The organism is Oceanibaculum pacificum, from assembly GCF_001618175.1.
GTDB classification, from domain to species: Bacteria; Pseudomonadota; Alphaproteobacteria; order Oceanibaculales; family Oceanibaculaceae; genus Oceanibaculum; species Oceanibaculum pacificum.
The window spans coordinates 48,983-71,335 of sequence record NZ_LPXN01000094.1; the positions used below are offsets into that span (position 1 = coordinate 48,983).

The 22,353-nt window shown below is 65.5% G+C and carries 25 protein-coding genes, 1 tRNA gene and 1 riboswitch; of the genes, 7 read left to right on the forward strand and 19 right to left on the reverse strand.

The genetic code is table 11. The annotated features are described in order from the left end of the window. Nucleotides 1-63: 63 nt before the first annotated feature. On the reverse strand, nucleotides 64-819 hold the full coding sequence (gene tpiA, locus AUP43_RS06885) for a triose-phosphate isomerase (protein WP_067554230.1): 756 nt from the start codon (nucleotides 817-819) through the stop codon (nucleotides 64-66). 227 nt (nucleotides 820-1,046) lie between these two features. Here tpiA and AUP43_RS06890 point away from each other — a divergent pair, with 227 nt between their 5' ends. From AUP43_RS06890 to AUP43_RS06910, 5 genes are all read left to right on the forward strand, one after another. Then, complete coding sequence (locus tag AUP43_RS06890) at nucleotides 1,047-2,936, forward strand: peptidyl-prolyl cis-trans isomerase (RefSeq protein ID WP_067554233.1); 1,890 nt, start codon at nucleotides 1,047-1,049, stop codon at nucleotides 2,934-2,936. A gap of 35 nt (nucleotides 2,937-2,971) precedes the next feature. Beyond that, complete coding sequence (gene trpE, locus AUP43_RS06895) at nucleotides 2,972-4,483, forward strand: anthranilate synthase component I (RefSeq protein WP_067554236.1); 1,512 nt, start codon at nucleotides 2,972-2,974, stop codon at nucleotides 4,481-4,483. 141 nt (nucleotides 4,484-4,624) lie between these two features. Next, nucleotides 4,625-4,873, forward strand: coding sequence for a hypothetical protein (locus tag AUP43_RS06900; RefSeq protein ID WP_067554239.1), 249 nt, complete (start codon nucleotides 4,625-4,627; stop codon nucleotides 4,871-4,873). A gap of 12 nt (nucleotides 4,874-4,885) precedes the next feature. Beyond that, nucleotides 4,886-5,389, forward strand: coding sequence for a hypothetical protein (locus AUP43_RS06905; protein WP_067554242.1), 504 nt, complete (start codon nucleotides 4,886-4,888; stop codon nucleotides 5,387-5,389). Nucleotides 5,390-5,405: 16 nt separating this feature from the next. Then, entirely contained in the window at nucleotides 5,406-6,473 is a 1,068-nt protein-coding gene (locus tag AUP43_RS06910; protein WP_067554244.1) for a response regulator, read from the forward strand. Between the two features lie 39 nt (nucleotides 6,474-6,512). Here the strand turns inward: AUP43_RS06910 and AUP43_RS06915 are convergent, their stop codons facing one another. Further along, on the reverse strand, nucleotides 6,513-7,247 hold the full coding sequence (locus AUP43_RS06915; protein ID WP_067554247.1) for an aldolase: 735 nt from the start codon (nucleotides 7,245-7,247) through the stop codon (nucleotides 6,513-6,515). 84 nt (nucleotides 7,248-7,331) lie between these two features. On the opposite strand from AUP43_RS06915, the gene AUP43_RS06920 reads away from it, so the two are divergent. After that, entirely contained in the window at nucleotides 7,332-7,787 is a 456-nt protein-coding gene (locus AUP43_RS06920) for a hypothetical protein (protein ID WP_067554249.1), read from the forward strand. Between the two features lie 22 nt (nucleotides 7,788-7,809). Here the strand turns inward: AUP43_RS06920 and AUP43_RS06925 are convergent. The 8 genes from AUP43_RS06925 to AUP43_RS06960 form a co-directional block, all read right to left on the reverse strand. Next, nucleotides 7,810-7,886 (reverse strand) — tRNA-Pro (locus tag AUP43_RS06925). Nucleotides 7,887-7,982: 96 nt separating this feature from the next. Continuing rightward, the gene (locus AUP43_RS06930) at nucleotides 7,983-8,471 is read right to left on the reverse strand and encodes a MerR family transcriptional regulator (protein WP_067554254.1); all 489 of its coding nucleotides are present in this window, start codon (nucleotides 8,469-8,471) and stop codon (nucleotides 7,983-7,985) included. 74 nt (nucleotides 8,472-8,545) lie between these two features. Then, the gene (locus tag AUP43_RS06935) at nucleotides 8,546-8,851 is read right to left on the reverse strand and encodes an integration host factor subunit alpha (protein ID WP_067554257.1); all 306 of its coding nucleotides are present in this window, start codon (nucleotides 8,849-8,851) and stop codon (nucleotides 8,546-8,548) included. Nucleotides 8,852-8,966: 115 nt separating this feature from the next. After that, nucleotides 8,967-9,941, reverse strand: coding sequence for a beta-ketoacyl-ACP synthase III (locus AUP43_RS06940; RefSeq protein ID WP_067554260.1), 975 nt, complete (start codon nucleotides 9,939-9,941; stop codon nucleotides 8,967-8,969). Further along, nucleotides 9,941-10,987 carry a phosphate acyltransferase PlsX gene (plsX, locus tag AUP43_RS06945; protein ID WP_067554263.1) on the reverse strand — a complete coding sequence of 349 codons (1,047 nt, stop codon included), beginning with the start codon at nucleotides 10,985-10,987 and terminating at the stop codon, nucleotides 9,941-9,943. The genes AUP43_RS06940 and plsX overlap by 1 nt, the downstream gene beginning before the upstream one ends. A gap of 27 nt (nucleotides 10,988-11,014) precedes the next feature. Beyond that, nucleotides 11,015-11,194 (reverse strand): 50S ribosomal protein L32, encoded by a 180-nt coding sequence (gene rpmF, locus AUP43_RS06950; RefSeq protein WP_067554266.1) that lies wholly within the window; start codon nucleotides 11,192-11,194, stop codon nucleotides 11,015-11,017. A 116-nt stretch (nucleotides 11,195-11,310) separates the two neighbouring features. Beyond that, complete coding sequence (locus AUP43_RS06955) at nucleotides 11,311-11,883, reverse strand: YceD family protein (RefSeq protein ID WP_067554269.1); 573 nt, start codon at nucleotides 11,881-11,883, stop codon at nucleotides 11,311-11,313. Then, the gene (locus AUP43_RS06960; RefSeq protein WP_067554272.1) at nucleotides 11,880-12,428 is read right to left on the reverse strand and encodes a ubiquinol-cytochrome C chaperone family protein; all 549 of its coding nucleotides are present in this window, start codon (nucleotides 12,426-12,428) and stop codon (nucleotides 11,880-11,882) included. Before AUP43_RS06960 ends, AUP43_RS06955 begins: the two co-directional genes overlap by 4 nt. A gap of 169 nt (nucleotides 12,429-12,597) precedes the next feature. On the opposite strand from AUP43_RS06960, the gene AUP43_RS06965 reads away from it, so the two are divergent. Continuing rightward, nucleotides 12,598-13,092, forward strand: a complete 495-nt coding sequence (locus AUP43_RS06965; RefSeq protein WP_232314905.1) for an outer membrane protein assembly factor BamE — start codon at nucleotides 12,598-12,600, stop codon at nucleotides 13,090-13,092. 66 nt (nucleotides 13,093-13,158) lie between these two features. Here AUP43_RS06965 and AUP43_RS06970 read toward each other — a convergent pair whose 3' ends face one another. The 9 genes from AUP43_RS06970 to ribD all read right to left on the reverse strand — a co-directional run bounded on the left by AUP43_RS06970 (nucleotide 13,159) and on the right by ribD (nucleotide 22,351). Then, nucleotides 13,159-15,240: a sodium-translocating pyrophosphatase gene (locus AUP43_RS06970; protein ID WP_067554278.1), complete on the reverse strand. Its 2,082-nt coding sequence runs from the start codon at nucleotides 15,238-15,240 to the stop codon at nucleotides 13,159-13,161. A gap of 150 nt (nucleotides 15,241-15,390) precedes the next feature. Next, nucleotides 15,391-16,605: an MFS transporter gene (locus AUP43_RS06975; RefSeq protein WP_067554281.1), complete on the reverse strand. Its 1,215-nt coding sequence runs from the start codon at nucleotides 16,603-16,605 to the stop codon at nucleotides 15,391-15,393. 59 nt (nucleotides 16,606-16,664) lie between these two features. Further along, complete coding sequence (locus AUP43_RS06980; protein WP_067554284.1) at nucleotides 16,665-17,126, reverse strand: flagellar basal body-associated FliL family protein; 462 nt, start codon at nucleotides 17,124-17,126, stop codon at nucleotides 16,665-16,667. Nucleotides 17,127-17,164: 38 nt separating this feature from the next. Next, nucleotides 17,165-18,160 carry a thiamine-phosphate kinase gene (gene thiL, locus AUP43_RS06985; protein WP_067554287.1) on the reverse strand — a complete coding sequence of 332 codons (996 nt, stop codon included), beginning with the start codon at nucleotides 18,158-18,160 and terminating at the stop codon, nucleotides 17,165-17,167. Beyond that, entirely contained in the window at nucleotides 18,157-18,681 is a 525-nt protein-coding gene (nusB, locus tag AUP43_RS06990) for a transcription antitermination factor NusB (RefSeq protein WP_067554290.1), read from the reverse strand. Before nusB ends, thiL begins: the two co-directional genes overlap by 4 nt. Nucleotides 18,682-18,684: 3 nt before the next feature. Next, on the reverse strand, nucleotides 18,685-19,113 hold the full coding sequence (locus AUP43_RS06995) for a 6,7-dimethyl-8-ribityllumazine synthase (RefSeq protein WP_067554292.1): 429 nt from the start codon (nucleotides 19,111-19,113) through the stop codon (nucleotides 18,685-18,687). Nucleotides 19,114-19,126: 13 nt separating this feature from the next. Beyond that, nucleotides 19,127-20,275, reverse strand: coding sequence for a 3,4-dihydroxy-2-butanone-4-phosphate synthase (gene ribB / locus AUP43_RS07000; protein ID WP_067554295.1), 1,149 nt, complete (start codon nucleotides 20,273-20,275; stop codon nucleotides 19,127-19,129). Nucleotides 20,276-20,280: 5 nt separating this feature from the next. Beyond that, nucleotides 20,281-20,895: a riboflavin synthase gene (locus AUP43_RS07005; RefSeq protein WP_067554297.1), complete on the reverse strand. Its 615-nt coding sequence runs from the start codon at nucleotides 20,893-20,895 to the stop codon at nucleotides 20,281-20,283. A 138-nt stretch (nucleotides 20,896-21,033) separates the two neighbouring features. Beyond that, nucleotides 21,034-21,184: riboswitch (FMN riboswitch) on the reverse strand. A 75-nt stretch (nucleotides 21,185-21,259) separates the two neighbouring features. Continuing rightward, nucleotides 21,260-22,351 (reverse strand): bifunctional diaminohydroxyphosphoribosylaminopyrimidine deaminase/5-amino-6-(5-phosphoribosylamino)uracil reductase RibD, encoded by a 1,092-nt coding sequence (ribD, locus tag AUP43_RS07010; protein ID WP_067554423.1) that lies wholly within the window; start codon nucleotides 22,349-22,351, stop codon nucleotides 21,260-21,262. Between the last annotated feature and the right edge of the window lie 2 nt (nucleotides 22,352-22,353).

Sequence of the window (22,353 nt, forward strand, 5' to 3'; positions counted from 1 at the left end):
CCTGCCGGTTGGTCTATCGGATAAATTATCGCCGCGTGTTGTACAGCCACAACATCTTGTTGGCTAGGCACAAGTTGAACAGATGGCCCAAAAATCGGCGGATACAAGACTGGCCCCACCGACCAGGGCGCCGTCGACATTCTCAACCGACAGCAATTCCTTCGCATTGCCGGGCTTCACCGACCCGCCATAGAGGATGCGCATGCCCGCCGGATCGCCGACCTTGCCGTCCAGCGCGGCGCGGATCGCCTTATGCATCGCGGCCACCTGCGCCACCGTCGGCGTGCGCCCGGTGCCGATGGCCCAGACCGGCTCATAGGCGACGACCATATTGGCGGCCGTCGCCCCGTCCGGCAGCGAGGCCAGAAGCTGCGCCACCACAATCTCCTCCGCCTTGCCGGAATCGCGCTCGGATTCGGTCTCGCCGACGCACAGGATCGCGGTGAGCCTGGCGGCCAGCGCGGCGGCGGCCTTGGCCTTCACGTCCGCGTTGCTTTCCTCATGCAGGCTGCGCCGCTCGGAATGGCCGACAATGACATGGGTACAGCCGATATCGGCCAGCATCCCGGCCGCCACATCGCCGGTGAAAGCGCCTTTCGCCTCGGCATGACAATCCTGGCCGCCCAGGCCGAAACCGTATTTCTGGCAGGCTTCCGACAGCGGGGCCAGCAAGGTGAAGGGCGGGCAGACCGCGATGTCGCAGGCCGGCTTCGGCGTCGCCTCGGCCAGCGCCATGCCCAGCGCGTCCACCAGCTTGGCGCCCTCGACCAGCGTCATGTGCATCTTCCAGTTTCCAGCGATCAACGGGCGCGGCGCCATGGGCATTTCCTTTCCTTCACGATGTCAGCGGTTGGCCGGGTACTAGCATGGCTACGCCCTCTAGGCCAACCGATGGTCCTCAGTTACCGGTGGTCCTTAAGTTTTCGGCAAAGGCATTTCGGGTTGCGGCGCGAATAGCGGCCCCTCTATGATGCCGCGCCCCTTCGGCCGTTGCCGGCGGGACGATTTCGCGCACTCGAACGCTACCCTGGAAGGCCCCGCGCCCCATGCTGCAATTGATCCGAAACAGGACCGCGTCCTGGGTTGTGAAACTCCTTTTCGTCCTGCTGGTGGCGAGTTTCGCCGTCTGGGGCATCGAGGATATCTTCCGCAGCGGCGGCCGGGAGGACACGGCGATTCGCGTCGGCGAGGTCAAGATGCAAACTCAGCAGGTGAACCAGGAGTTCCAGCGCGAGCTGAGCAATCTGCGCCAGCAGCTCGGCCAGATGATCACACCCGAGCAGGCCGCCCAGTTCGGCGTCATGGACCGGGTGATCGAGCGCATGGTGAACGACGCGCTGTACGGCTCGCTGGCGCGCGACACCGGCCTGGTGGTGACGGAGACGATGGTACGCGACGCGATTGCCGCCGAGCCGGCCTTCCGCAACGCCGCCGGCCAGTTCGATCGTAACCAGTTCACCGCCGCGCTGCGCTCCATCGGCATGACCGAGGAAGGCTATGTCGATCTGCTGCGCCGCGAGCTGGCGCGCCGCAACGTTGTCGAGGCGGTCATCGCCGGGGCGCCCCGGCCGGAGTTGATGGTCGATCGGCTGTACCGCTATCGCGGCGAGCGCCGGGTCGCCAATCTGGTGTTCATCGCGAACCAGTCGATCCAGGATGTCGCCCAGCCGAACGAGGAAGACATTGCCGCTTTCTACAAGGAAAACGAGCGGCGCTATATGACCCCGGAATATCGCGGCATCACCTATGTCGCGCTGAATGCCGAGACCCTGGCCAAGGAAATATTAATTCCCGAGGAAGAGCTGCGCCAGGAATACGAGGCCCGGCGCGACAGCTATGCCACGCCGGAAACCCGCGATCTGTCGCAGATATTGTTCAGCGACGAGGCGACCGCCCGCAAGGCGGCCGAGGCCCTGTCCGCCGGCCAGAGCTTCGAGCAGGTGGCGCAGGAGATCGGCGGTCAGGATGCCGAGGCGATCAAGCTGGGCAACACCGCCAAGACCGAACTTATCGGCGATATGGGCGAGGCCGTCTTCGCGCTGGACAAAGGCGCTGTCAGCCAGCCGCTGCAAAGCCCGTTCGGCTGGCACATCTTCCGCGTTAACGAGATCAATGCCGCCAGCGCCCGCAGCTTTGAGGATGTCCGCGAGGAGTTGAACCGCGAGCTGGCGACGCAGCGCGCGCTGAACCAGCTGTTCGAGCAGGCCAACCAGGTCGAGGACGCGCTGGCCGGCGGGGCCTCGGTGGAGGACGCCGCCCAGCGCCTGGGACTGCCCGCCGTCACGATCGAGGCGGTCAGCCGTGAAGGCCGGACGCCGGACGGCGCGCCGGTCGAAGCCCTGCCCGCGCGCGACCGGTTCCTGGAAACCGCCTTCGCCACCCCGCAGGGCGAACAGAGCCAACTGGTCGAGGCCGGCGGCGACGGCTATTTCCTGCTGCGGGTCGATACTGTCATCCCACCGGCGCCGAAACCGCTGGAGAGCGTGCGCGATCAGGTGCGCGACGATATTCTGGCACGCCGCCGCGACGAGGCCGCCAAGGCCAAGGCGGAGGCTATCGCCAAGGCCGTGAGCGACGGCAAGAGCCTGGCCGAGGCCGCCAGCGAGGCCGGTGTAAACGCACCGGCGACTTCCGCCCCCTTCACCCGCGACGGCCAGGGCCTGCAGAACCTGCCGCGCAGCATTGCCAGCGCCGGCTTCCGCGGGTCGCAGGGCACGCCGCAGGTGGTGAACAGCCGCGACGGGCATTATGTCGTGGTGGTGACGGAAATTCGCGCCGCCGATCCCGCCGCCGAGGCCAATGCGAAGGAGCTGGACGCCGTACGTGGCGCGGTGCAGCAAGGCATCGCAGGCGATATCCTGAATAGCTTCAGTCAGGCCCTGCGCCAGACCTATCCGGTCGAGGTGAATCGCGACCGGCTGAATCCTGCCCTCTGATCCCCTTTTGATCCCTTGAAACAGCGCAGCGTGCCATGACCACCTTCCCCGATCGCGACGCCTTCATCGCCACCTATGCGACGGGAAAGCCGCAGCTGGTCTGGACAACCCTGGTCGCCGATCTGGAAACCCCGGTTTCGGCGATGATGAAGCTGGCCGATGGCCGGCCGAACAGCTTTTTGCTGGAATCAGTGGAAGGCGGCGCGTTTCGCGGCCGCTATTCGATCATCGGGCTGAAGCCGGATCTGATCTGGCGCGCCAATGGGGCGGTGGCCGAGATCAACCGCAATGCCCGCTTCGAGCCGGACGCCTTCGTGCGGGAAGCCAAGCCGACGCTGGAGAGCCTGCGCGACCTGATCGAGGAATGCCGCATCGACATTCCCGCCGCCCTGCCGCCGATGGCCGGCGGGCTGTTCGGCTATATGGGCTACGACACGGTGCGGCAGATGGAAAAGCTGCCCGACGCGAACCCCAAGCCCTATGAGGGCGTGCCCGAAGGCATGTTCCTGCGCCCGACCATCGTCGCCGTTTTCGACAATATCGAAGATACGGTGAAGCTGATCACCCCGGTGCGCGCACAGCCGGGCCTCAGCGCCGAGGCGGCCTACGACCAGGCGCGCGAGCGGCTGTCCGACGTGATGGAGGATTTTGGCCGCTCCCTGCCCTTCCGCCGGGAATCCAGCGGCTCGGTCGATACCCCGCCGGAGCCGACCTCGAACACCACGCAGGCCGAATATCACGCGATGGTGGAGAAGGCGAAGGAGTATATCCGCGCCGGCGACGCCTTCCAGGTGGTGCCCTCTCAGCGTTTCGAGGTGCCGTTCAGGCTGCCGCCGATCGCTCTCTATCGCTCGCTGCGCCGGCTGAATCCTTCGCCCTTCCTGTTCCTGCTGGATTTCGGCACCTTCTCCATCGTCGGCTCCAGCCCGGAAATCCTGGTCCGGCTGCGCGATGACACGGTGACAATCCGCCCGGTTGCCGGCACCCGCAAGCGCGGGGCAACGCCGGAAGAGGATGTCGCCCTGGCCGAGGATCTGCTGGCCGACCCGAAGGAACGGGCCGAGCATCTGATGCTGCTGGACCTGGGCCGCAACGATGTCGGCCGCGTGGCGCGCATCGGCACGGTGAAGGTGAAGGAGCAGTTCGTCATCGAGCGCTATTCCCACGTCATGCACATCGCCAGCCATGTCGACGGCAAGATCCGGCCGGAGCTGGACGCGGTGGACGCGCTGTGCGCCGGTTTCCCGGCCGGCACCGTGTCCGGCGCGCCGAAAGTGCGGGCGATGGAGATCATCGACGAGCTGGAGAAGTCGCGACGCGGCATCTATGCCGGCGCCGTCGGCTATTTCGCCGCCAACGGCACGATGGACACCTGCATCGCGCTGCGCACAGCGCTGGTGAAGGACGGCGTGATGTATGTCCAGGCCGGCGGCGGCGTGGTGGCCGACAGCGATCCCGAATCCGAGTATCAGGAAACCATCAACAAGTCGCGCGCGCTGATCCGCGCCGCCCAGGAAGCGGTGCGCTTCGCCGCCGGTCGGGGCTGAGACTTGTCAGCGCCAAGCACCGCTTGGCGCGCCGCTGCAACTTCCGTAGGATAGCCCCACTTCGTGCAAGTGTGGGGGCAGCGCATGATGGCGGCGGAGCCATTCAGCACACCGGAAAGCGACGGCAGGACAACCTCGTCCATGCCGAAGGCCGCCCCGACGCCCCACCAGCGCGCCTGGCTGGCGCGCGGGCTGGCGCAGCCGGGCGGCAAGCTGCCCCTGTTCGATATGGATGGCCAGCGCATCAACCCGCAGACCATCCGCGCCTGCCTGCAGCGCGGCTGGGCCGAGCCTTGGTTCACCAACCCGACCAAGCCGGACTGGCTGGTCTGCAAGCTAACCGATGCCGGCCGCGCCCTGCTGACCGACAAGAACAACAAGAATCAATAGCCGAGCGATTTCATGAAACTCGACGATTATCTTGCCGTTATCGCCCAAAGCGCGCCCAAGGATTGGAGCGTCAGCAAGGTGCCGACTTTCATGTTCCGGCTGGTGCCGATCCGCGGCGCCGACAACAGGACGCTGGATTTTGAGTTGCAGGAACATAACGCGCTGATGACCTTCAAGCGCGACATCCGCTTCTCCATGGCCTTCGGCCTGGTGCAGAACCCTAATTTCAACGATGACTGGGCGACCAATTTTCCGAACCGGCGGGCGCAGACGGCGATCCTGGACTTCATGTTCGCCGGCGCGCTGGTGTTCCGCGACACGCTGGTGGCGGTGGATGGCTGGAAGTGCCTGCTGCCGACCCCGGCCCCCGAATTGCTGGAAGCTCCCTTCCCGATACCCGAGCGGCAATATCTGATCGCCAAGCTGGTGCATATGCTGGCCGGCCCGAACACTAATTTCGAGGCCTATTTCCAGCGCGCCGGCATGCGGGCGACGAAAATGCCCTGGCCGGGTTGAGGACGGCCGCCAGCACATGGCCGGCTATCGTCTGGACCGTCTCTCGATCCTCCTGGTGGAGGATAGCGAGTTTATCCGCAACCTGCTGTTCAGCGTTCTTCGCTCCATGGAGGTCGGCCATATCCATACCGCGCGGGACGGGGCCGAGGCCATTGAGTTCCTGAAGTCGCGCGCCCGCCTCGGCATGCCGGGCCAGGGGCCGGTCGACCTGATCATCAGCGATCTGATCATGCCGAACATGGATGGGGCCATGCTGCTGCGCTGGGTGCGTCGGCACGAGGAATCGCCGGATCGTTTCATGCCCTTCATCATGATCAGCGGCGCGGTCGACCGCGACCGGGTGGCGGCGATCCGCGATCTGGGCGTCAGCGAGTTCCTGGCCAAGCCCTTCACCGTGCGGGCCATCGCCACGCATTTGCAGGCGGCGATCGAAAATCCCCGCCCCTTCATCTACACCCAGGATTATTTCGGCCCCGACCGGCGGCGCACCGACCAGCCGATCAGCGGCGAGGACCAGCGCAGCCCGGACAAGTCGAAGATCGCCGTGGTCTACACCGCGCGCTCGCTGCGCAGCGCCCCGGCCGATGCGCGGGCCTGGATGTTCCGCCTGCCGAACCGGTTGAAGGACAAGGTGCTGGCCTTTGGCGGCAGCACCGCCGGCGGCATCGATCCGGAACTGCTGAAGGCGGCTGAAATGCAAGTAAAGCAGATGGCCGACGATTACGCCGACTGGGTGCGCAGCTATGTCACGCAGTTGCAGGCCAGCCACAAGCAGGCGGTGGAGGACCCGCCCAAGGCCTTCCTGCAGCTTGGCGAGATGAACCAGGTCGCCCACGAGCTGCGCGGCCAGGGGGCGACCTTCGGCTACCCGTTGATCACCACTTTCGGCCGCTCCCTGCACGAATACACCACGCTGGAGCGCGATGTCACCGACGTCTCGCCGGAACTGCTGGAGCTGATCAAGGCCCATATCGACGGCATCCGCGCCGTCATGGCCGAAAAGGTCAAGGGCGACGGCGGCGCCATCGGCAAGGAGCTGGTCCGCATGCTCAATTTGGCGGTGAAGAAGTACAAGGGCGGGTAAGAACCGCCGACCCTCTAAGCGGGGCGTGCCCCCTCCCCCTCAATACGCGTAGTCCGGTTCCTGCTTGTCCAGGATGCGTTTCAGGGCCTGGAAATGGTACTGGGCGTTGATCCGCTCGCCTTCGATCTGCTCGTAGGTCATCGCGGCAACCTGGGGATCGATGGGCTTCAGCGGCCGCCCGGTCGACATGGCGAGCACCTGATGCTGGCAGGCGCGCTCCAGATAGTAGAGATCGTCGAATGCATCGGCGACGGTGGGGCCGACGACGATGACACCGTGGTTGGCCAGGAACAGCACCCGCTTGTCCGCCAGCACGCGGGCGATGCGGTCGCCCTCCTCCCAATCCAGGACCAACCCGTTATAGCGCTCGTCATAGGCGATCTGGTCGAGATAGCGCAGGGCGTTCTGGCTCGCCATCTCCAGCCGCCCGCCCTCGACCAGGCACAACGCCGTGGCGTAGGGCATATGGGTGTGCAGCACGCAGGCGGCGTTCGGATTGGCGCGGTGAATGGCCGAGTGGATATAGAAGGCCGTCGGCTCCGGCGGATTGCTGCCGCCCTGCGCATTGCCCTCGGCATCCAGCGTGCACAGCATGCTGGCGCTGATTTCTGAGAAATGCGCGCCGTGCGGATTGATCAGGAAGCGATCCGCCTCCCCCGGAATCTGCAAGCTGAAATGATTGCAAACCCCTTCATGAAAGCTCAGCCGCTCCGCCCAGCGGAAGGCGGCGGCGAGGTCAATGCGGGCCTGCTGCTTTTCGTCGATAAAGGGCATGAAAGAAACCTTGGCGGCTGTTGGCGGTTGCGATATCGCTGGCACGGCAACAGTCTAGCGGCGTTGAGGCGATAAGGGCAATCGATGGGCGATGAGATGAACAGCGACCGGCTGACGGTCTGGCGGCTTAGCGCCAGCTACCGCCATCTGGCGACCGCCGCCCGGATGGTGGCCCTGGACCCGAATGCACTGGTGCTGGATAGCGGCGCGCCGGCCTTGCAGGCCGATATGGTCAGCGCCCGGCTCGATTGCCCCAGCTTCTTCTGCAGCCGCCAGCAATTCGTTCTGATCCTGGCCGAATTGGTGCGCGACGGGTTGAGCTTCGATGTCGCCCTGCACGAGATCGACCGGCGCAGCGGCGTCTCGGTCGCCTATGCGACGCTGCATCCCCGGCTGGATGACGGCACCATGCGGCTGCTGCGCGGCATTGAGCCGGGCATGGCCGCTTATATGAGCGAGATGAACGACAATATCGAACGTGTGTTCGAGCAGATGACCCGCCAGATCGGCGCCGGCCCATCCTATGGACGACTGCAATAACCAGCGATTTGGGGGAGGCAGTTGGTCGGAGCGGCGGGATTCGAACCCACGACCCCTTGTCCCCCAGACAAGTGCGCTACCAGGCTGCGCTACGCTCCGACCGAGGAGGCGGACCATACAAGCCAAGCGTCCAAGACGCAACGGCGAAGCGGCGGTTAAGCCCTGCTTTCGACGACTATTTTCGCCGCCCGAGCCTCAGTTCCGCGTCGCCGCCTTGCGCAAGATTTCCCGCAACTCCAGCAACTCGCGAATGGTGGATTCGATGGTCCCGCGCAGGTTACGCGGCAACTCGTCGGCCGGCTCGGCCTCGCTGAACAGGTCCGGCTTGTCATCCTCCCCCGGCACATCCATTTCGTCGTCGTCATCGTCGAGGAAGTCGTCATCCTCGTCATGCTCGCCCTTGGCGATGCCGTCGCGCAGCAGGCGCTGCACGCCCTTGATGGTATAGCCGTCCTTGTACAGCAGCTCGCGGATGCGGCGCAGCAGATCCACATCCTCCGGCCGGTAATAGCGCCGGCCGCCACCGCGTTTCATCGGCTTGATCTGAGTGAATTTGGTTTCCCAGAAGCGCAGCACATGCGGGGGCACGTCAAGGTCGGTCGCGACCTCGCTAATGGTGCGGAACGCGGCCGCTGACTTGCCCGTGCCGCGACGGCGCGCGCCCTGTTCGCTTGTGCTATCCACTCCGCCTCGCTCCGATGTGCATTACTGCCACATCACATTCCGCAAACTTCTATTGCGACGGCCCCATGAGCCGGTCAATTGCCGGTCAGATCCTCGTTGATCCGGCCTTTCAACACATGCGAGGGCCGGAACACCAGCACGCGGCGGGGCAGAATGGGCACCTCCTCGCCGGTCTTGGGGTTGCGCCCGATGCGACGGCCCTTCTGGCGGACCGAAAAGCTGCCAAAGGAGGAAATCTTCACCATCTCGCCGCGCTCCAACGCGTCGGCGACTTCGTTCAGAACGGTCTCAACGAGGTCGGCCGATTCGTTCCGCGACAGGCCAACTTCCTGATATACCGCTTCACTCAGCTGCGCCCGGGTAACGGTCTTTTCAGTCATGCCATGTCTCCTGAAAGGAGATTCACGGTAACGCGGCGAGATAAAACCGTCAATTACAAAGGGATGGCGCTGATCGTTTAAGTGACGATTGACTTTAAGTCTGGAAACTGAGGAGTCAGACGCGCAGCAGCCCCGCCCCCCAGGCCAGGCCGCCGCCGATGGCCTCCAGCAGCACCAGATCGCCTTGCTGGATTCGCCCGTCATTCATCGCCTCGGCCAGCGCCAGGGGCACCGAGGCGGCGGAAGTGTTGGCATGCCGGTCGATACACAGCACCACCTTCTCCTCCGGCAGGCCGAAGCGCTGGCGCATACCGTCGATGATGCGGCGGTTGGCCTGGTGCGGCACCAGCCAGTCGATATCGGCGGCCGTGAGGTTGTTGGCGGCCAGTGCCTCCTCGATCACGGTGCCCAGCTTCACCACGGCATGCTTGTAGACCTCGCGCCCGACCATGCGGACCTGGCCCACCGTGCCGGTCATGGATGGCCCGCCATCGACATAAAGCGCGTCGTGCTCGCGCCCGTCGGAATGCAGGTGGGTGGAGAGGATGCCCCGGTCGGTATTGGCCCCCGTCCCCTGCTCCGCCGTCAGTAGCACCGCGCCGGCGCCGTCGCCGAACAGCACGCAGGTGGCGCGATCCTCCCAATCCAGGATGCGGGTAAAGGTCTCCGCGCCGATCACCAGTGCGTTCTTCGCCTGCCCGGCGCGGATGAAATTATCCGCCACCGCCAGCGCATAGATGAATCCGGCGCACACGGCCTGCACGTCGAAGGCCGCCCCGCGCGTCATCCCCAGGCGGGCCTGCACCTTGGTGGCGGTGGATGGGAAGGTCTCGTCCGGCGTGGTGGTGGCGACGATCAGCAGGTCGACCTCGTCCGCGGCTTTGCCGGCCTTGGCCAGAGCGTCGGCGGCGGCATGCAGCGCCAGGTCGGAGGTGAACTCGCCCTCGGCGGCGATATGGCGCTGGCGGATTCCGGTGCGCTGGACGATCCATTCGTCCGTCGTATCGATCCGCTTCGCCAACTCGTCATTGGTGACGATACGCGCCGGGAGATACGCTCCCCAGCCGGTCAGCCGAGACCGATATACCATTACAGAGCCGCCGCTTTCTGATTGCTTGCTTCGAGGGTGAGATTCTGGATTTCGTCCTTGATGCGGTCGATGAAGCCCTGCATGCACAAATCGGCCGCGACACCAATGGCGTTGGCGAAGCCGAAGGCATCGGTGCCGCCATGGCTCTTGATGACGATGCCGTTCAGGCCCAGGAACATCGCGCCATTATAGCGGCGCGGATCGACCCGGCTTCTCAGCCGCTTGATCGCCGGCTGGCTCAACAGATAGCCAATACGGGACAGCAGCGAGGATTTAAAGGATTCGCGCAGGAACAGGCCGATCAGCTTGGCCGTGCCCTCCGCCGTCTTCAGCGCGACATTGCCGGTGAAACCGTCGGTGACGATGACATCCACGGTGCCGGCGCCGATATCGTCGCCTTCCACGAAGCCGCGGAAATCCAGCGGCATGCCGCTCTCGCGCAGCAGGGTGGCGGCGCGGCGGATATGCTCATGCCCCTTCTGCCCTTCGACGCCGACATTCAGCAGGCCGATGGACGGGCGTTGCAGGCCAAGCACGGCGCGCGCGAATACGTCGCCCATGATGGCGAACTGCACCAAATTCTCCTCGTCGCATTCGAGGTTAGCGCCAAGGTCCAGCATCACGCTTTCGCCGCGCTGCGTCGGGAAGAAGGAGGCGATGGCCGGGCGGTCGATGCCGGGCACGGTGTGCAGCACGAACTTCGCCATCGCCATCAGCGCGCCGGTATTGCCGGCGGAGACGACGCCTGAGGCATCGCCGGAGCGCACCGCGTCAATCGCCAGGCGCATGCTGGAGCTACGCCCGCCGCGCAGGGCGACGGACGGCTTCGCGTCGCTGCCGACAACATCGGGCGCGTTGCGAATTTCCGACGCCTTGGCGAGGATGCTGCCAGGCACGATCAACGGCGCGATCTGCTCTTCGCGGCCAAAAATAAGGAAGTGCAGGTCAGGGAACCGCTCAAGCGCGAGTTCCGCGCCCCGGATGACCATTTCAGGCGCGTTGTCGCCCCCCATTGCATCCAGGGACAGCGTCAGACGTGCGGTCAAGTGTCGGCTCCCTGCGCCGGAAAGACCTTACGCGGCGGCCTCGGCAACCTCACGGCCCTTATAGTACCCGCAGGAGCCGCACACATGATGCGGCAGCTTGGGCTCGCCGCAATTGGGACATTCATTGCTGTTGGTCGCGCTGATGGCATCGTGCGAACGACGCATGTCGCGGCGCGAGCTGGACTTTTTCTTCTTGGGGACAGCCATTGGTCCGACTTTCTACAGGTCTATACAGAGATCGCGGGCTCGCAATCGCTTGCGACCCGGCGGAGCGCGCTTGTTTAGCCAAAAACCGCTCAGTCAGCAAGCCGTTCCCGCACATGTCACGATTTTTCCCGCAGCGTGGCGAGCTTCGCGAACGGGTTCTCCTCATCGAGCGGCGTTTCGTCGTTGAGGGTAATGCCCGGGCGTTTCAACTGCAACGCCGCATCCGGCGCGCGCGGATACGGGTCAAGCAGCACGGCGAATTGCTGCACCACCGCCTCGCCAAGGTCGATCCGGCCGTTCTCGATCGGCTCGGGTGGCTCGTCCTCATCGAGCAGGAAATCCAGTCCCTGCTCCTCGATCCGGGCGAATAATTCTTCGTCCGAGGGCGCATCCTCGGAGAAACGCTGCACGAAATGCTCGTCGATATGCTCCGGCACCGGGCCCAGCGTGACCACGCAGCGCTGCACCGCATCGGCCACCATATCCCCCTCCACCGTCACGCCGGCGGGGGTCAGCGTCACGCGCAGGCTGGCCGACAGACGGTCGAGCGCCAGCAGATCGAACCGCCGGGCCAGCGCCTGACGCTCTGACTCATTGGCCTCGATTTTCACTGTCAGGCCCCGTGGCCCAATGTTGGCCACGGCGATGGAATGCGAGAATTCCGGCGTCACGATTTCGCTCTTCGTCATGATGGCTCCTTTCGTGCCGCAAGGGCCGGCGACAGATGCCCCGCCAGCAAGCCTTCGGTCGGCTCGGCCGCGAAGGCGGTCTCAAGGGCGCGCATTTTCGCGACCATGGCGGCAAGCTGCCCGTCGGTCGGCTCCACGGTGCCGTAGAGATTGCGCCGCAGCGCCTCGGAGAGGGCCGCATCGTCGGCGGCAAGCCCGCGATCATAAGCCGATACCCGGCCGAAAAAGGCTTCCGCCATCTTCTTCACCCGCGGGCCGACGCCCAGATCGCCGGCGCCCAGCTCCCGCAAGCTCTGATCCATATCCGCGAACATGGCGTCGAACAGTCCCTGGGAAAAGGGGGCGGCGGATTTTCCCTCGCTTCGCAGCCGGCGCAAGGTGAGATAGACATAGAGCGACACCATCTCGAAGCGGCCATCCAGCGTATCCGGCACGCCGAGCGCCAGATAGGGCTCCGGCTGGCGCGCCAGATCGACCAGTTCGCCATAGAGGCTGTAAACCGGATCGGGGGCCGCCGGGCGGCGGCCAAACAAGCGTTCGAGCATTCCTTGCACCTGAAACGATTATCGCCCGCCTGTGCGGAGCCTGTCCCTCGACATTGACAGGGCAGCGGCGCGGTGCGACCTTCCCGCATAAATCGCGCGCCGCTGGCATCAGGTCAAGCGATAGCGCCGGATAATCGGATTTCGTCAGACGGACAGGACCACGCGCTCCGTGAAACAGCGACCCTTCAAACCGTCCCGCATCCCGGCCCTGCTTGGCGTTGCCTGCCTTGCCTTGCTGGCCGCGGGCTGCACGACCACCGTCGATACGCGCGGCAATATGGTCGATCCCGACATATTGGCGCAGATCAAGCCCGGCCAATCCTCGCGCGCCGAGGTGCAGCAGGCGCTGGGCTCGCCCTCGGCCACATCCACCTTCGACCGGGAGAGCTGGTACTATATCGGCAAGCGCACCGAGACGGTCGCCTTCTTCGATCCGGAAACAGTGGAGCAACGCATCGTCGTCGTGCATTTCGACCCTAACGGCACGGTCGATGAAGTGAAAAAGCTCACCGAAGACGATGCTCAGAAGATACAGGTTGTCGATCGGGAGACACCGACTGCCGGCCGCAAGCTGGGGCTGCTGCAGCAGCTCTTCGGCAATCTGGGCCGCTTCAACGCGCCGACGCAGAATCGCGGGCCGGTTATCTCCGCCCCCGGCCGTTAAAATCGCCGCCAGAAAGAAAAACGCCCCGGTCTGCACCGGGGCGTTTCACGTTTTGGCTGCCGGCGTTTACTGCGCCAGCGCGGCCAGCAGCAGGATGGCGACGATGTTGATGATCTTGATCATCGGATTCACCGCCGGGCCGGCCGTATCCTTGTAAGGATCGCCGACCGTATCGCCGGTCACCGCGGCCTTGTGGGCCTCGGACCCCTTGCCGCCGTGATTGCCGTCCTCGATGTACTTCTTGGCATTGTCCCAGGCGCCGCCGCCCGAGGTCATTGAGATGGCGACGAACAGGCCGGTGACGATGGTGCCCAGCAGCATCGCGCCGACCGCGGTGAAGGCCGCCGTCTGGCCGCCGACGATGGCGATGGCGACATACAGCACCACCGGCGCCAGCACCGGCAGCAAGGAGGGCACGATCATCTCCTTGATCGCCGCCTTGGTCAGCATATCCACGGCATTGCCGTATTCCGGCTTGGCCTTGTGCTCCATGATGCCCGGGATTTCCCGGAACTGACGGCGCACCTCAACCACCACGGCGCCGGCGGCGCGGCCCACGGCGGTCATGCCCATGGCGCCGAACAGGTAAGGCAGCAACCCGCCGAAGAACAGCCCCACCACCACATAGGGGTCCTGCAGGCGGAACTGCACGTCCAGATCCGGGAAATAATGCCGCAGATCCTCGGTATAGGCGGCGAACAGCACCAGCGCCGCCAGCGCGGCGGAGCCGATGGCATAGCCCTTGGTGACCGCCTTGGTGGTGTTGCCCACGGCATCCAGCGCGTCCGTCACCTCGCGCACCTCGGGCGGCAGATCGGCCATCTCGGCGATGCCGCCGGCATTGTCGGTGACCGGGCCGTAGGCATCCAGCGCCACCACCATGCCGGCCAGCGCCAGCATCGTGGTCGCGGCGATGGCGATGCCGAACAGGCCGGCGGCGATGTAGGCGATCAGGATGCCGGCGCAGATGACGATCACCGGCAAGGCGCAGGCCTCCATCGACATGGCGAGGCCCTGGATGATGTTGGTGCCGTGCCCGGTCTCCGACGCCTTGGCGATGCTGCGCACCGGCCGGAAATCGGTGCCGGTGTAATATTCGGTGATCCAGACCAGCAGACCGGTCACCGCCAGGCCGACAAAGGCGCAGATCAGCAGCCCGCCGCCGGTCACGCTGCGGCCCTCGGTCATCTCCAGCGGCGTGGAGAAGCCCAGCATCATGGCGGTGGCGATGACAATCAGCACGCCCGAGATCAGGCCGGTGACGATCAACCCCTTATAGAGCGCCGCCATGATCTTGCGGCTGCCCCCCAGCTTCACGAAGAAGGTGCCCGCGACCGACCCCAGAATGCAGACCGCGCCGATGACCAGCGGGTAGAGCATCAGCGTCGATTGCAGCGCCGGTACGAAGAAGATCGCCGCCAGCAGCATGGTCGCGACGACGGTGACGGCATAAGTCTCGAACAGGTCGGCGGCCATGCCGGCGCAATCGCCAACATTGTCGCCCACATTATCGGCGATCACCGCCGGGTTGCGGGGATCGTCCTCCGGGATGCCGGCCTCGATCTTGCCGACCAGGTCCGCGCCGACATCGGCGCCCTTGGTGAAGATACCGCCGCCCAGGCGGGCGAAGATCGAAATCAGCGACGCGCCGAAGCTCAGCGCCACCAGCGCTTCCAGAATGCCGCGCAGGGGCGTGCCCATCTGCAGCAGCGCCAGGTAGTAGAGCGATACGCCCAGCAGGCCCAGGCCGACCACCAGCATGCCGGTGATGGCCCCCGACTTGAAGGCGATGTCGAGCGCCGGCTCCATCCCCTGGCGCGCGGCCTCGGCGGTGCGCACATTGGCGCGCACCGACACGTTCATGCCGACATAGCCGGCAATGCCCGACAATACCGCGCCAATCACGAAACCAACCGCCGTCAGAACGCCCAGTGTCGCCACCAGGATCACCGCGACGATGACGCCGACGATGCCGATGGTGCGGTATTGGCGGTTGAGATATGCCTGCGCGCCTTCCTGGATCGCCCCCGCGATCTCCTGCATACGGGCATTGCCGGCGCTGGCCGCCAGCACGCTGCGCGAGGCGTAGAGCCCATAGAGAAGCGCTATCGCGCCGCAGGCGATGACCAATAGGTATAGACCTACCATTAATGAGAGCCCCTTGTTGATGGCCCGGTCGGAATCGGCAGGGCCGTTTTTGTTATCCCCGGGCCGGGCGCCGACGCGCCTGTCCCTCCCTTGTTACGAGGGCAAGCGTAACAGGAAGCTCAAATAAAGCAAAAGATTAAGAAGCAAAAACTAAGATGTCGGGCTGGCCGTGCCGCGGCTGATCCGCAGCCATAGAACCATCAGAATCGCGATGCAGACGAAGGGCAGAATGGTCAGATTGACGACAGACCAGCCGAACACATTCTGCAACAGCCCCGAGGAGAAGGAACCGATCGAGACCGAGCCGAACACCAGGAAATCGTTCAGCGCCTGCACCTTCTCCTTCTCGGCCGGCAGGTAGGCCTTGGTCAGCAGGCTGCTGCCGCCGACGAACAGGAAGTTCCATCCCACCCCCAGCAGCACCAGCGCGAACCAGAAGCGCTGGATATCCTGTCCCGACAGATTGATGGCGACGCAGCCGATCATCAGCGCCGCCCCGGTCAGCATCACGTTCAGCACGCCGAACCGGGTGATCAGGCTGCCGGTGAAGAAGGCCGGCGCGAACATGCCCAGCGCATGCCACTGGATAACGAAGGCGGCGTCGGTAAATTCCAGCCCGCAGGCCAGCATGGCGAGCGGCGTGGCGGTCATCACCATGTTCATCATGGTGTAGCCGATCACCGCGCCGATCACCGCCACAAGGAACACCGGCTGGCGCGCGATCTCGCGGATCGGCCGGCCCTTGTCGGCGCGCTGCGCCAGGGTCGGGCGCGGTATCTCGATGAACAGCAGCAGCACCAGCGGCAGCAACCAGACGATGGCGATGGTGAGGTAGCTGCCGGCGAACAGGATCGGCTCGAACAGATCACGCGACCATTTCGCCAGGTTCGGCCCGGCCACGGCGGAAAACACGCCGCCGGCCATCACCAGCGAGATCGCCTTGCTCTTGAATGCCTCGCTGGCGGTATCGGCGGCGGCAAAGCGATAGAACAAGGCAAAGCCCTGATTGACGCCCATCAGCATCGCACCGGCGCAGAACAACGGAAAATTAGCGTGGAAAATGGCGTATGACGCGGTCAGTGCGCCGATGATGCCGACCACCACCCCCAGCATGAATCCCGGTCGTCGGCCCAGCCGCTTCATCAGCATCGAGGCCGGCAGCGTGGTCAGCATCGTCGCGGTCAATTGCAAGGCCAGCGGCAGCGTCGCCAGGCTCTTATCGTGCGCGATCATGGTGCCGACGATGGCGGAGACCGTCATGGTCAGCGAATTGCCCGTCATCGACAACGCCTGGCAGCAAGCCAGTAGGATGACGTTCTTGCGGGTGGGATCGGGCCGGGACCGGACCGTATCGGCGCTACTCATCGGCACGAGATAGCATGCCCAACAATTGGGCAGCCATGCCAGTACGCCCGATCAGACCATCAGGAAACGGGACGCTCGAAGACGTTCTTGAACAGCAGGTCGTGCACCACGTTCGGGCCCAGCACGTCGCGGGTTACCTTCAGGAGGCGTTCCTTCAGAAATGCCAGATCGACCTGCCCCGGCCCCATGCCCTTAGATTGCAGCGACAACAGATAGACCAGATAGGCGTCCTGCAAGCGCGGCAATTGGCGTTGCAACTGCACCGGCCCGTCCGGCTGATAGACCTCGACCGACATTTCCATGACGAAGAATCGCCGCACCGTGCCGTTCTCGAACAACGGCATCACCATCGGCTCCAGATCGATGACGGAGGTCGGCGGCGGCGGTTTCGGCTTTTCCATGCCCGCCGGCACATCCATGCCAAGCAGCGGGCGCACGATTTCCGGCATAAAGGTCCAGGCGGCGAAACCGCCGCCGCCGATCAGTGCCAACAGGACCACCAGGATGATGACGATCTTCATGGCGGCATCATCGCTTGCGGGCGGACAAAATCACACCGTCAAAAATGCAGGTAGCCGGCGGCGCCCAGCGTCATCGGCTCGCCCGCCAGATCCAGCACCTGCACGCCGCCGCGCGCATGGATGCGGCCGATCTCCGTGACTGGCACGCCGGCCGTCTCGGCCAGGGCCAGCACCGCGCCGCGCCGCGCCGAGGGGGCGGTGAACAGCAGTTCGTAATCGTCACCGCCGGTCAGCACCGATTCGACGATGCGCTTGTCATGCTCGATGGCGGCGAACACTGCCGGCGAGAGCGGCAAATTCTGCACCCGGATTTCCGCCCCGACGCCGGATACCTCGGCAATATGCGCCAAATCGCCCACCAGCCCGTCGGACACGTCCATCATCGCGCTGGCCAGGCCGATCAGCTTCGGGCCCAGCGTGACGCGCGGGCGCGGCAGGCGGTAGCGGTCGGCCAGCGCCTCGGCGTGCGGGCGCGACAGCCCCTTCAGCGTGCCTTGCAGGACGCGCAGCCCCAGCGCCCCATCGCCCAGGCTGCCGGACAGGAACACCAGGTCGCCCGGCCGCGCGCCGGCGCGCGTCACCGCCTTGCCGGTCGGCACCTTACCGAAGGCCGTGACCGAGATGAGCAACGGCCCCGGAGTGGAGATTGTATCGCCACCTAAAAGGCTTAGACCAAATTCTTCCTGATCCAGCTTAAGGCCGGCGGCGAAGCGTTCCAGCCAGGCGTCGCCCGGCTCCCCGCGCAGATCGCGCGGCAGCGCCGTGACCAGCGTGTAACCGAACGGCACGGCGCCCATCGCCGCCAGGTCGGAGATATTCACCCGCAGCGCCTTGCGGGCCACCATATCGGGCGGGTCGTCGGGCAGGAAATGGCCGCCGGCGACCAGCGCATCCGTGGTGACGACGATCTGCCGGCCGGCCTCGCACTCGATCAGCGCGGCGTCGTCGGTAAGACCCAGCGCACCCGCCTCCCGCTCCGCCAGCGGCGCGAAGAACCGGGCGATCCGGCCGAACTCGTTCAACCCCTCGCTCACGGAGCGTCGCGCCCGCCGCCCTCGCTGAACTCCTCGGGACGCAGGGTACGCGCGAGCTTGTCGAGAACGCCGTTCACGAAGCCCGGCTCCTTGCCCTCGTAGAAGGCATGGGCGAGATCGACATATTCGTTGATGACGACGCGGGCCGGCACATCGGCCTTGGCCAGCATCTCGAAGCCGCCGGCGCGCAGGATGGCGCGCATCACGCTCTCCAGCCGGTCCAGCGGCCAGTCGGCGGGCAGCACGGCGACCAGCATCGGATCGATATCCTTCTGGTCGCGGTGGAACACGCCATGGACGATATCCTTCAACAGCGCGATGTCGGCCTGGCTGAGCGCCACGCCATCCACCTCGCCGGCCGACGCGCTGGCCAGGAAGTCCGGCAGCACCACCTCGGGCGGCTCGTCGGTCATTTCCATGCGGTAGAGAATCTGCACCGCCTGGAGGCGCGCGACGGAGCGCTTGCGGGCATTCGCGGAAGGCTGGCGCGGGCCGGTCGGCTTGCTGGGGCTGGCGGTCATCGCTCAGGCCACGCCGAAACGCTGCTTCAGGGCGATCATCGCCAGGCAGGCCTCGGCCGCGGCCTTGCCCTTGTTCTTCTTGGCGACGCTGGCGCGCGCCCAGGCCTGCTCGCCCGTCTCGCAGGTCAGGATGCCGTAGCCGATGGCCAGGTTGCGCTGCAGGGCCAGATCCTGCAGGCCCCGAGCGCTTTCACCGCAGACATAATCGTAATGCGTGGTCTCGCCCCGGATGACGCAGCCCAGCGCGATATAGCCGGCATAGCGGTCGCTGCGCGCGGCGAAGGCGATGGCGGCGGGAATTTCGAACGCGCCCGGCACGGCGACGCGATCATAGCCCACGCCAGCGGCCTCCAGCGCGGCGGCGGCCCCCTTCACCAGCTCATCGGCCAGGTCCTCATAGAACCGGGCTTCGACGATTAGAACATTGGTCATCGATGAATTTCTTTCAGCTTTCGCGGCGGATCGACCGACGCTCTACGATATTCAGGCCGTAACCGTCCAGCCCGACGATGGTTTTCTGGCTGTTGGACAGCAAAATAAGGTCGCGCAGGCCCAGATCGAGCAGGATTTGCGCGCCGACACCATAATCCCGCAGCTCGCCGCCCGCGCGCTCATTCTCCAGCCGGGCGCGCACCGTGTCCGACAAGGCGGTGGCGGTCGGCTCGCGGATCAGCACCACAACGCCCCGCCCCTCCTCGGCGATCATGCCGAGCGCCTGCTGCAACTGGCCGCCCTTGCCGCTGGCCTTGTCGCCCAGCACATCGTCCAGCACGTTCATCGCATGCATGCGCACCAGCACCGGTTCCGAGGTGGAGATGTCGCCCTTCACCAGCGCGATATGCTCGGCATAGGTGGCCTTGTTCACGAAGATCACCATGCGGAACGGACCGCCATGGATGGTGTCGATCTGGCTTTCCAGCGCCCGGCGCACGATGCTCTCGGTGCGGCGGCGATAGGCGATCAGGTCGGCGATGGTGCCGACCTTCAGCCCGTGATACTGCGCGAACTGCACCAGATCCGGCAGGCGGGCCATGGTGCCGTCATCATTCATGATCTCGCAGATCACGCCGGCGGGCAGCAGCCCCGCCATGCGGGCCAGGTCGACCGCCGCCTCGGTATGGCCGGCGCGCACCAGCACGCCGCCGTCGCGCGCCACCAGCGGGAAGACATGACCCGGCGTGACAATCTCGTCGCGGCCCTTGGAGGGGTCGATGGCGACGGCCACGGTCAATGCCCGGTCGGCGGCGGAGATGCCGGTCGTCACCCCCTCCTTCGCCTCGATGGAGACGGTGAAGGCGGTCTCGTGCCGGGAGGTATGCTTGCGCGGCATCAGCGGCAGGCCCAGCTCGTCGATCCGCTCCTTGGTCATCGCCAGGCAGATCAGGCCTCGGCCGAACTTGGCCATGAAGTTGATCGCATCGGGCGTGGCCATCTGCGCCGGGATAACGAGATCGCCCTCATTCTCGCGATCCTCGTCGTCGATCAGGATGAACATCCTGCCGTTGCGCGCATCCTCGATGATCTCCTCGATGGAGGAGAGCGCTTCGTGATAGGTCGCCTTGCGCAGCTCGGTCGTGTCGGTGGGAGTGCTCATCGAGATTACTTTCTTGCCTGCAGCCGCGCGACATAACGCGCCAGCACGTCGATTTCCATGTTGATGCCGTCGCCCGGCGCGCGGTCTGCCAGCGTGGTGTTCCGCCAGGTATGCGGGACGATATTGATGCCGAACTGCGCCGCCCCGTTCGCCCGGTCCTCGACTGCGTTCACGGTGAGCGACACCCCGTCCAGGCAGACCGAGCCTTTCGGCGCCACGAAGCCGGCCAGCTCGAACGGCGCCTCCAGCACCAGCCGGTGACTGTCGCCCTCCGGCTCGACCGAGACCAGGCGGGCGATGCCATCGACATGGCCCAGCACCAGATGGCCGCCCAGCTCGTCGCCCAGCTTCAGGGAGCGTTCCAGATTGACCCGCGTGCCGACACGCCAGGCGCCGATGGTGGTCTTGGCCAGCGTCTCGGCCGAAACGCTGACGCGGAACCAGTTGCCCTGCTCCCCCGCGCCTTTTTCGGTCACGGTGAGGCAGGCGCCGGAACAAGCGATGGACGCGCCCAGCGCGACGCTGGCGGGATCGTAGGCGGTTTGGATGATATAGTCGGTATCGCCGCCGGGAATGATTTCCGCGACGCGGCCGATATCCGTGACGATGCCGGTGAACATAAGGCTCACCTACCCGTCGCCGGTATGGAGGAGAAAAACTGGGAGCACCGATTCATGGCTGCTTTCCTAAGCAATAATCCAGAATCGGGGCGCACGGGAGAGCATCGGCAACCCTTAGTGGGACAACCGATCAAACCGTCCCGTTCTCTTTCATCCGGACTATGACCGTCGGCTTCGGCATCTCACCGAATCTGCTGACCCCGGCGAGGGCTTGCCGGGCGCTCGCGGGCTTTACAGGCTCTCCCTGCTTACCGCCGGTGGGGATTTTCGCCCCGCCCCGAGAACGTCTGCCGGTGATATAGGCCCTGACGGCGAGGCCAGCAATAGCTTTCACGGAATACCGGCCTCCACCGGGCGCGGCGACCTAAGCGATCACGCCAGGGCGGACATAGCTTTCCATGACATCCTCGCCGACGGGGATGAGGTGATGACGCACGAAGCGGCGGGCATCGGCGATGCGGTCCAGGCCGAGGCCGGCGATGGCGGGGAGGCCATCGCCACCGACGATGCTGGGGGCATGGAACCAGACCAGCCGGTCGACCAGGTCGCGCGCCAGCAGGGCGGCGGAGATCTGCCCCCCGCCCTCGACCAGCAGGCGGGTCAAGCCGCGCCTGCCCAGTTCGGCCAGCATGGCCTCGACATCCAGCAGCATATCCTCGATTGCCGGCAGTTCGATCACCTCGACGCCGAGATCGCGGAACGCCTCCAGCCGGTAAGGGTCGGTGCCCTCGCGGGTGAACACCCAGGTCGGCACGTCCTTCGCGGTCATCACCAGCCGGCTGGTCAGCGGCAGGCGCAGCCGGCCATCGGCCACGATGCGGACCGGCGAGCGGCCCTCCAGTCCCGGCAGGCGGCAGGTCAGTTCCGGGTCGTCGGCCAGCACCGTGTTGCTGCCGACCAGGATGGCGTCGGACTGGGCGCGCAGCAGATGCGAACGTCGGCGTGCCTCCACCCCGGTGATCCATTTGCTGTCGCCGCCATGGGTGGCGATTCGGCCGTCCAGCGTGGTCGCGGCCTTCAGGGTGACCAGCGGCCGGCCGTCGCGGATGCGAGTCAGGAAGCCGGCATTCACGAACGCCGCCTCCGCCGCGCACAGGCCGATCTCGGTCACGATTCCAGCCGCCCGGAGCTTCTCCAGGCCGCCGCCGGAGACGCGCGGATCGGGATCTTCCAGCGCCGCGACCACACGGGCGATGCCGGCTTCGATCAGCGCATCGGCGCAGGGCGGGGTCTTCCCGTGATGGGCGCAAGGCTCCAGCGTGACATAGGCGGTCGCCCCCCGGGCGCGGTCGCCGGCGCGCGAAAGCGCCTCGGTCTCGGCGTGTGGCCGGCCGCCGGGCTGGGTCCAGCCCCGCCCGACGATATGTCCTTCAGGGGAGACGAGGACGCAGCCGACCGCCGGATTGGGCGCCACCTGCCCGAGCCCGCGTTCGGCGAGGCCCAGGGCGATGCGCATAT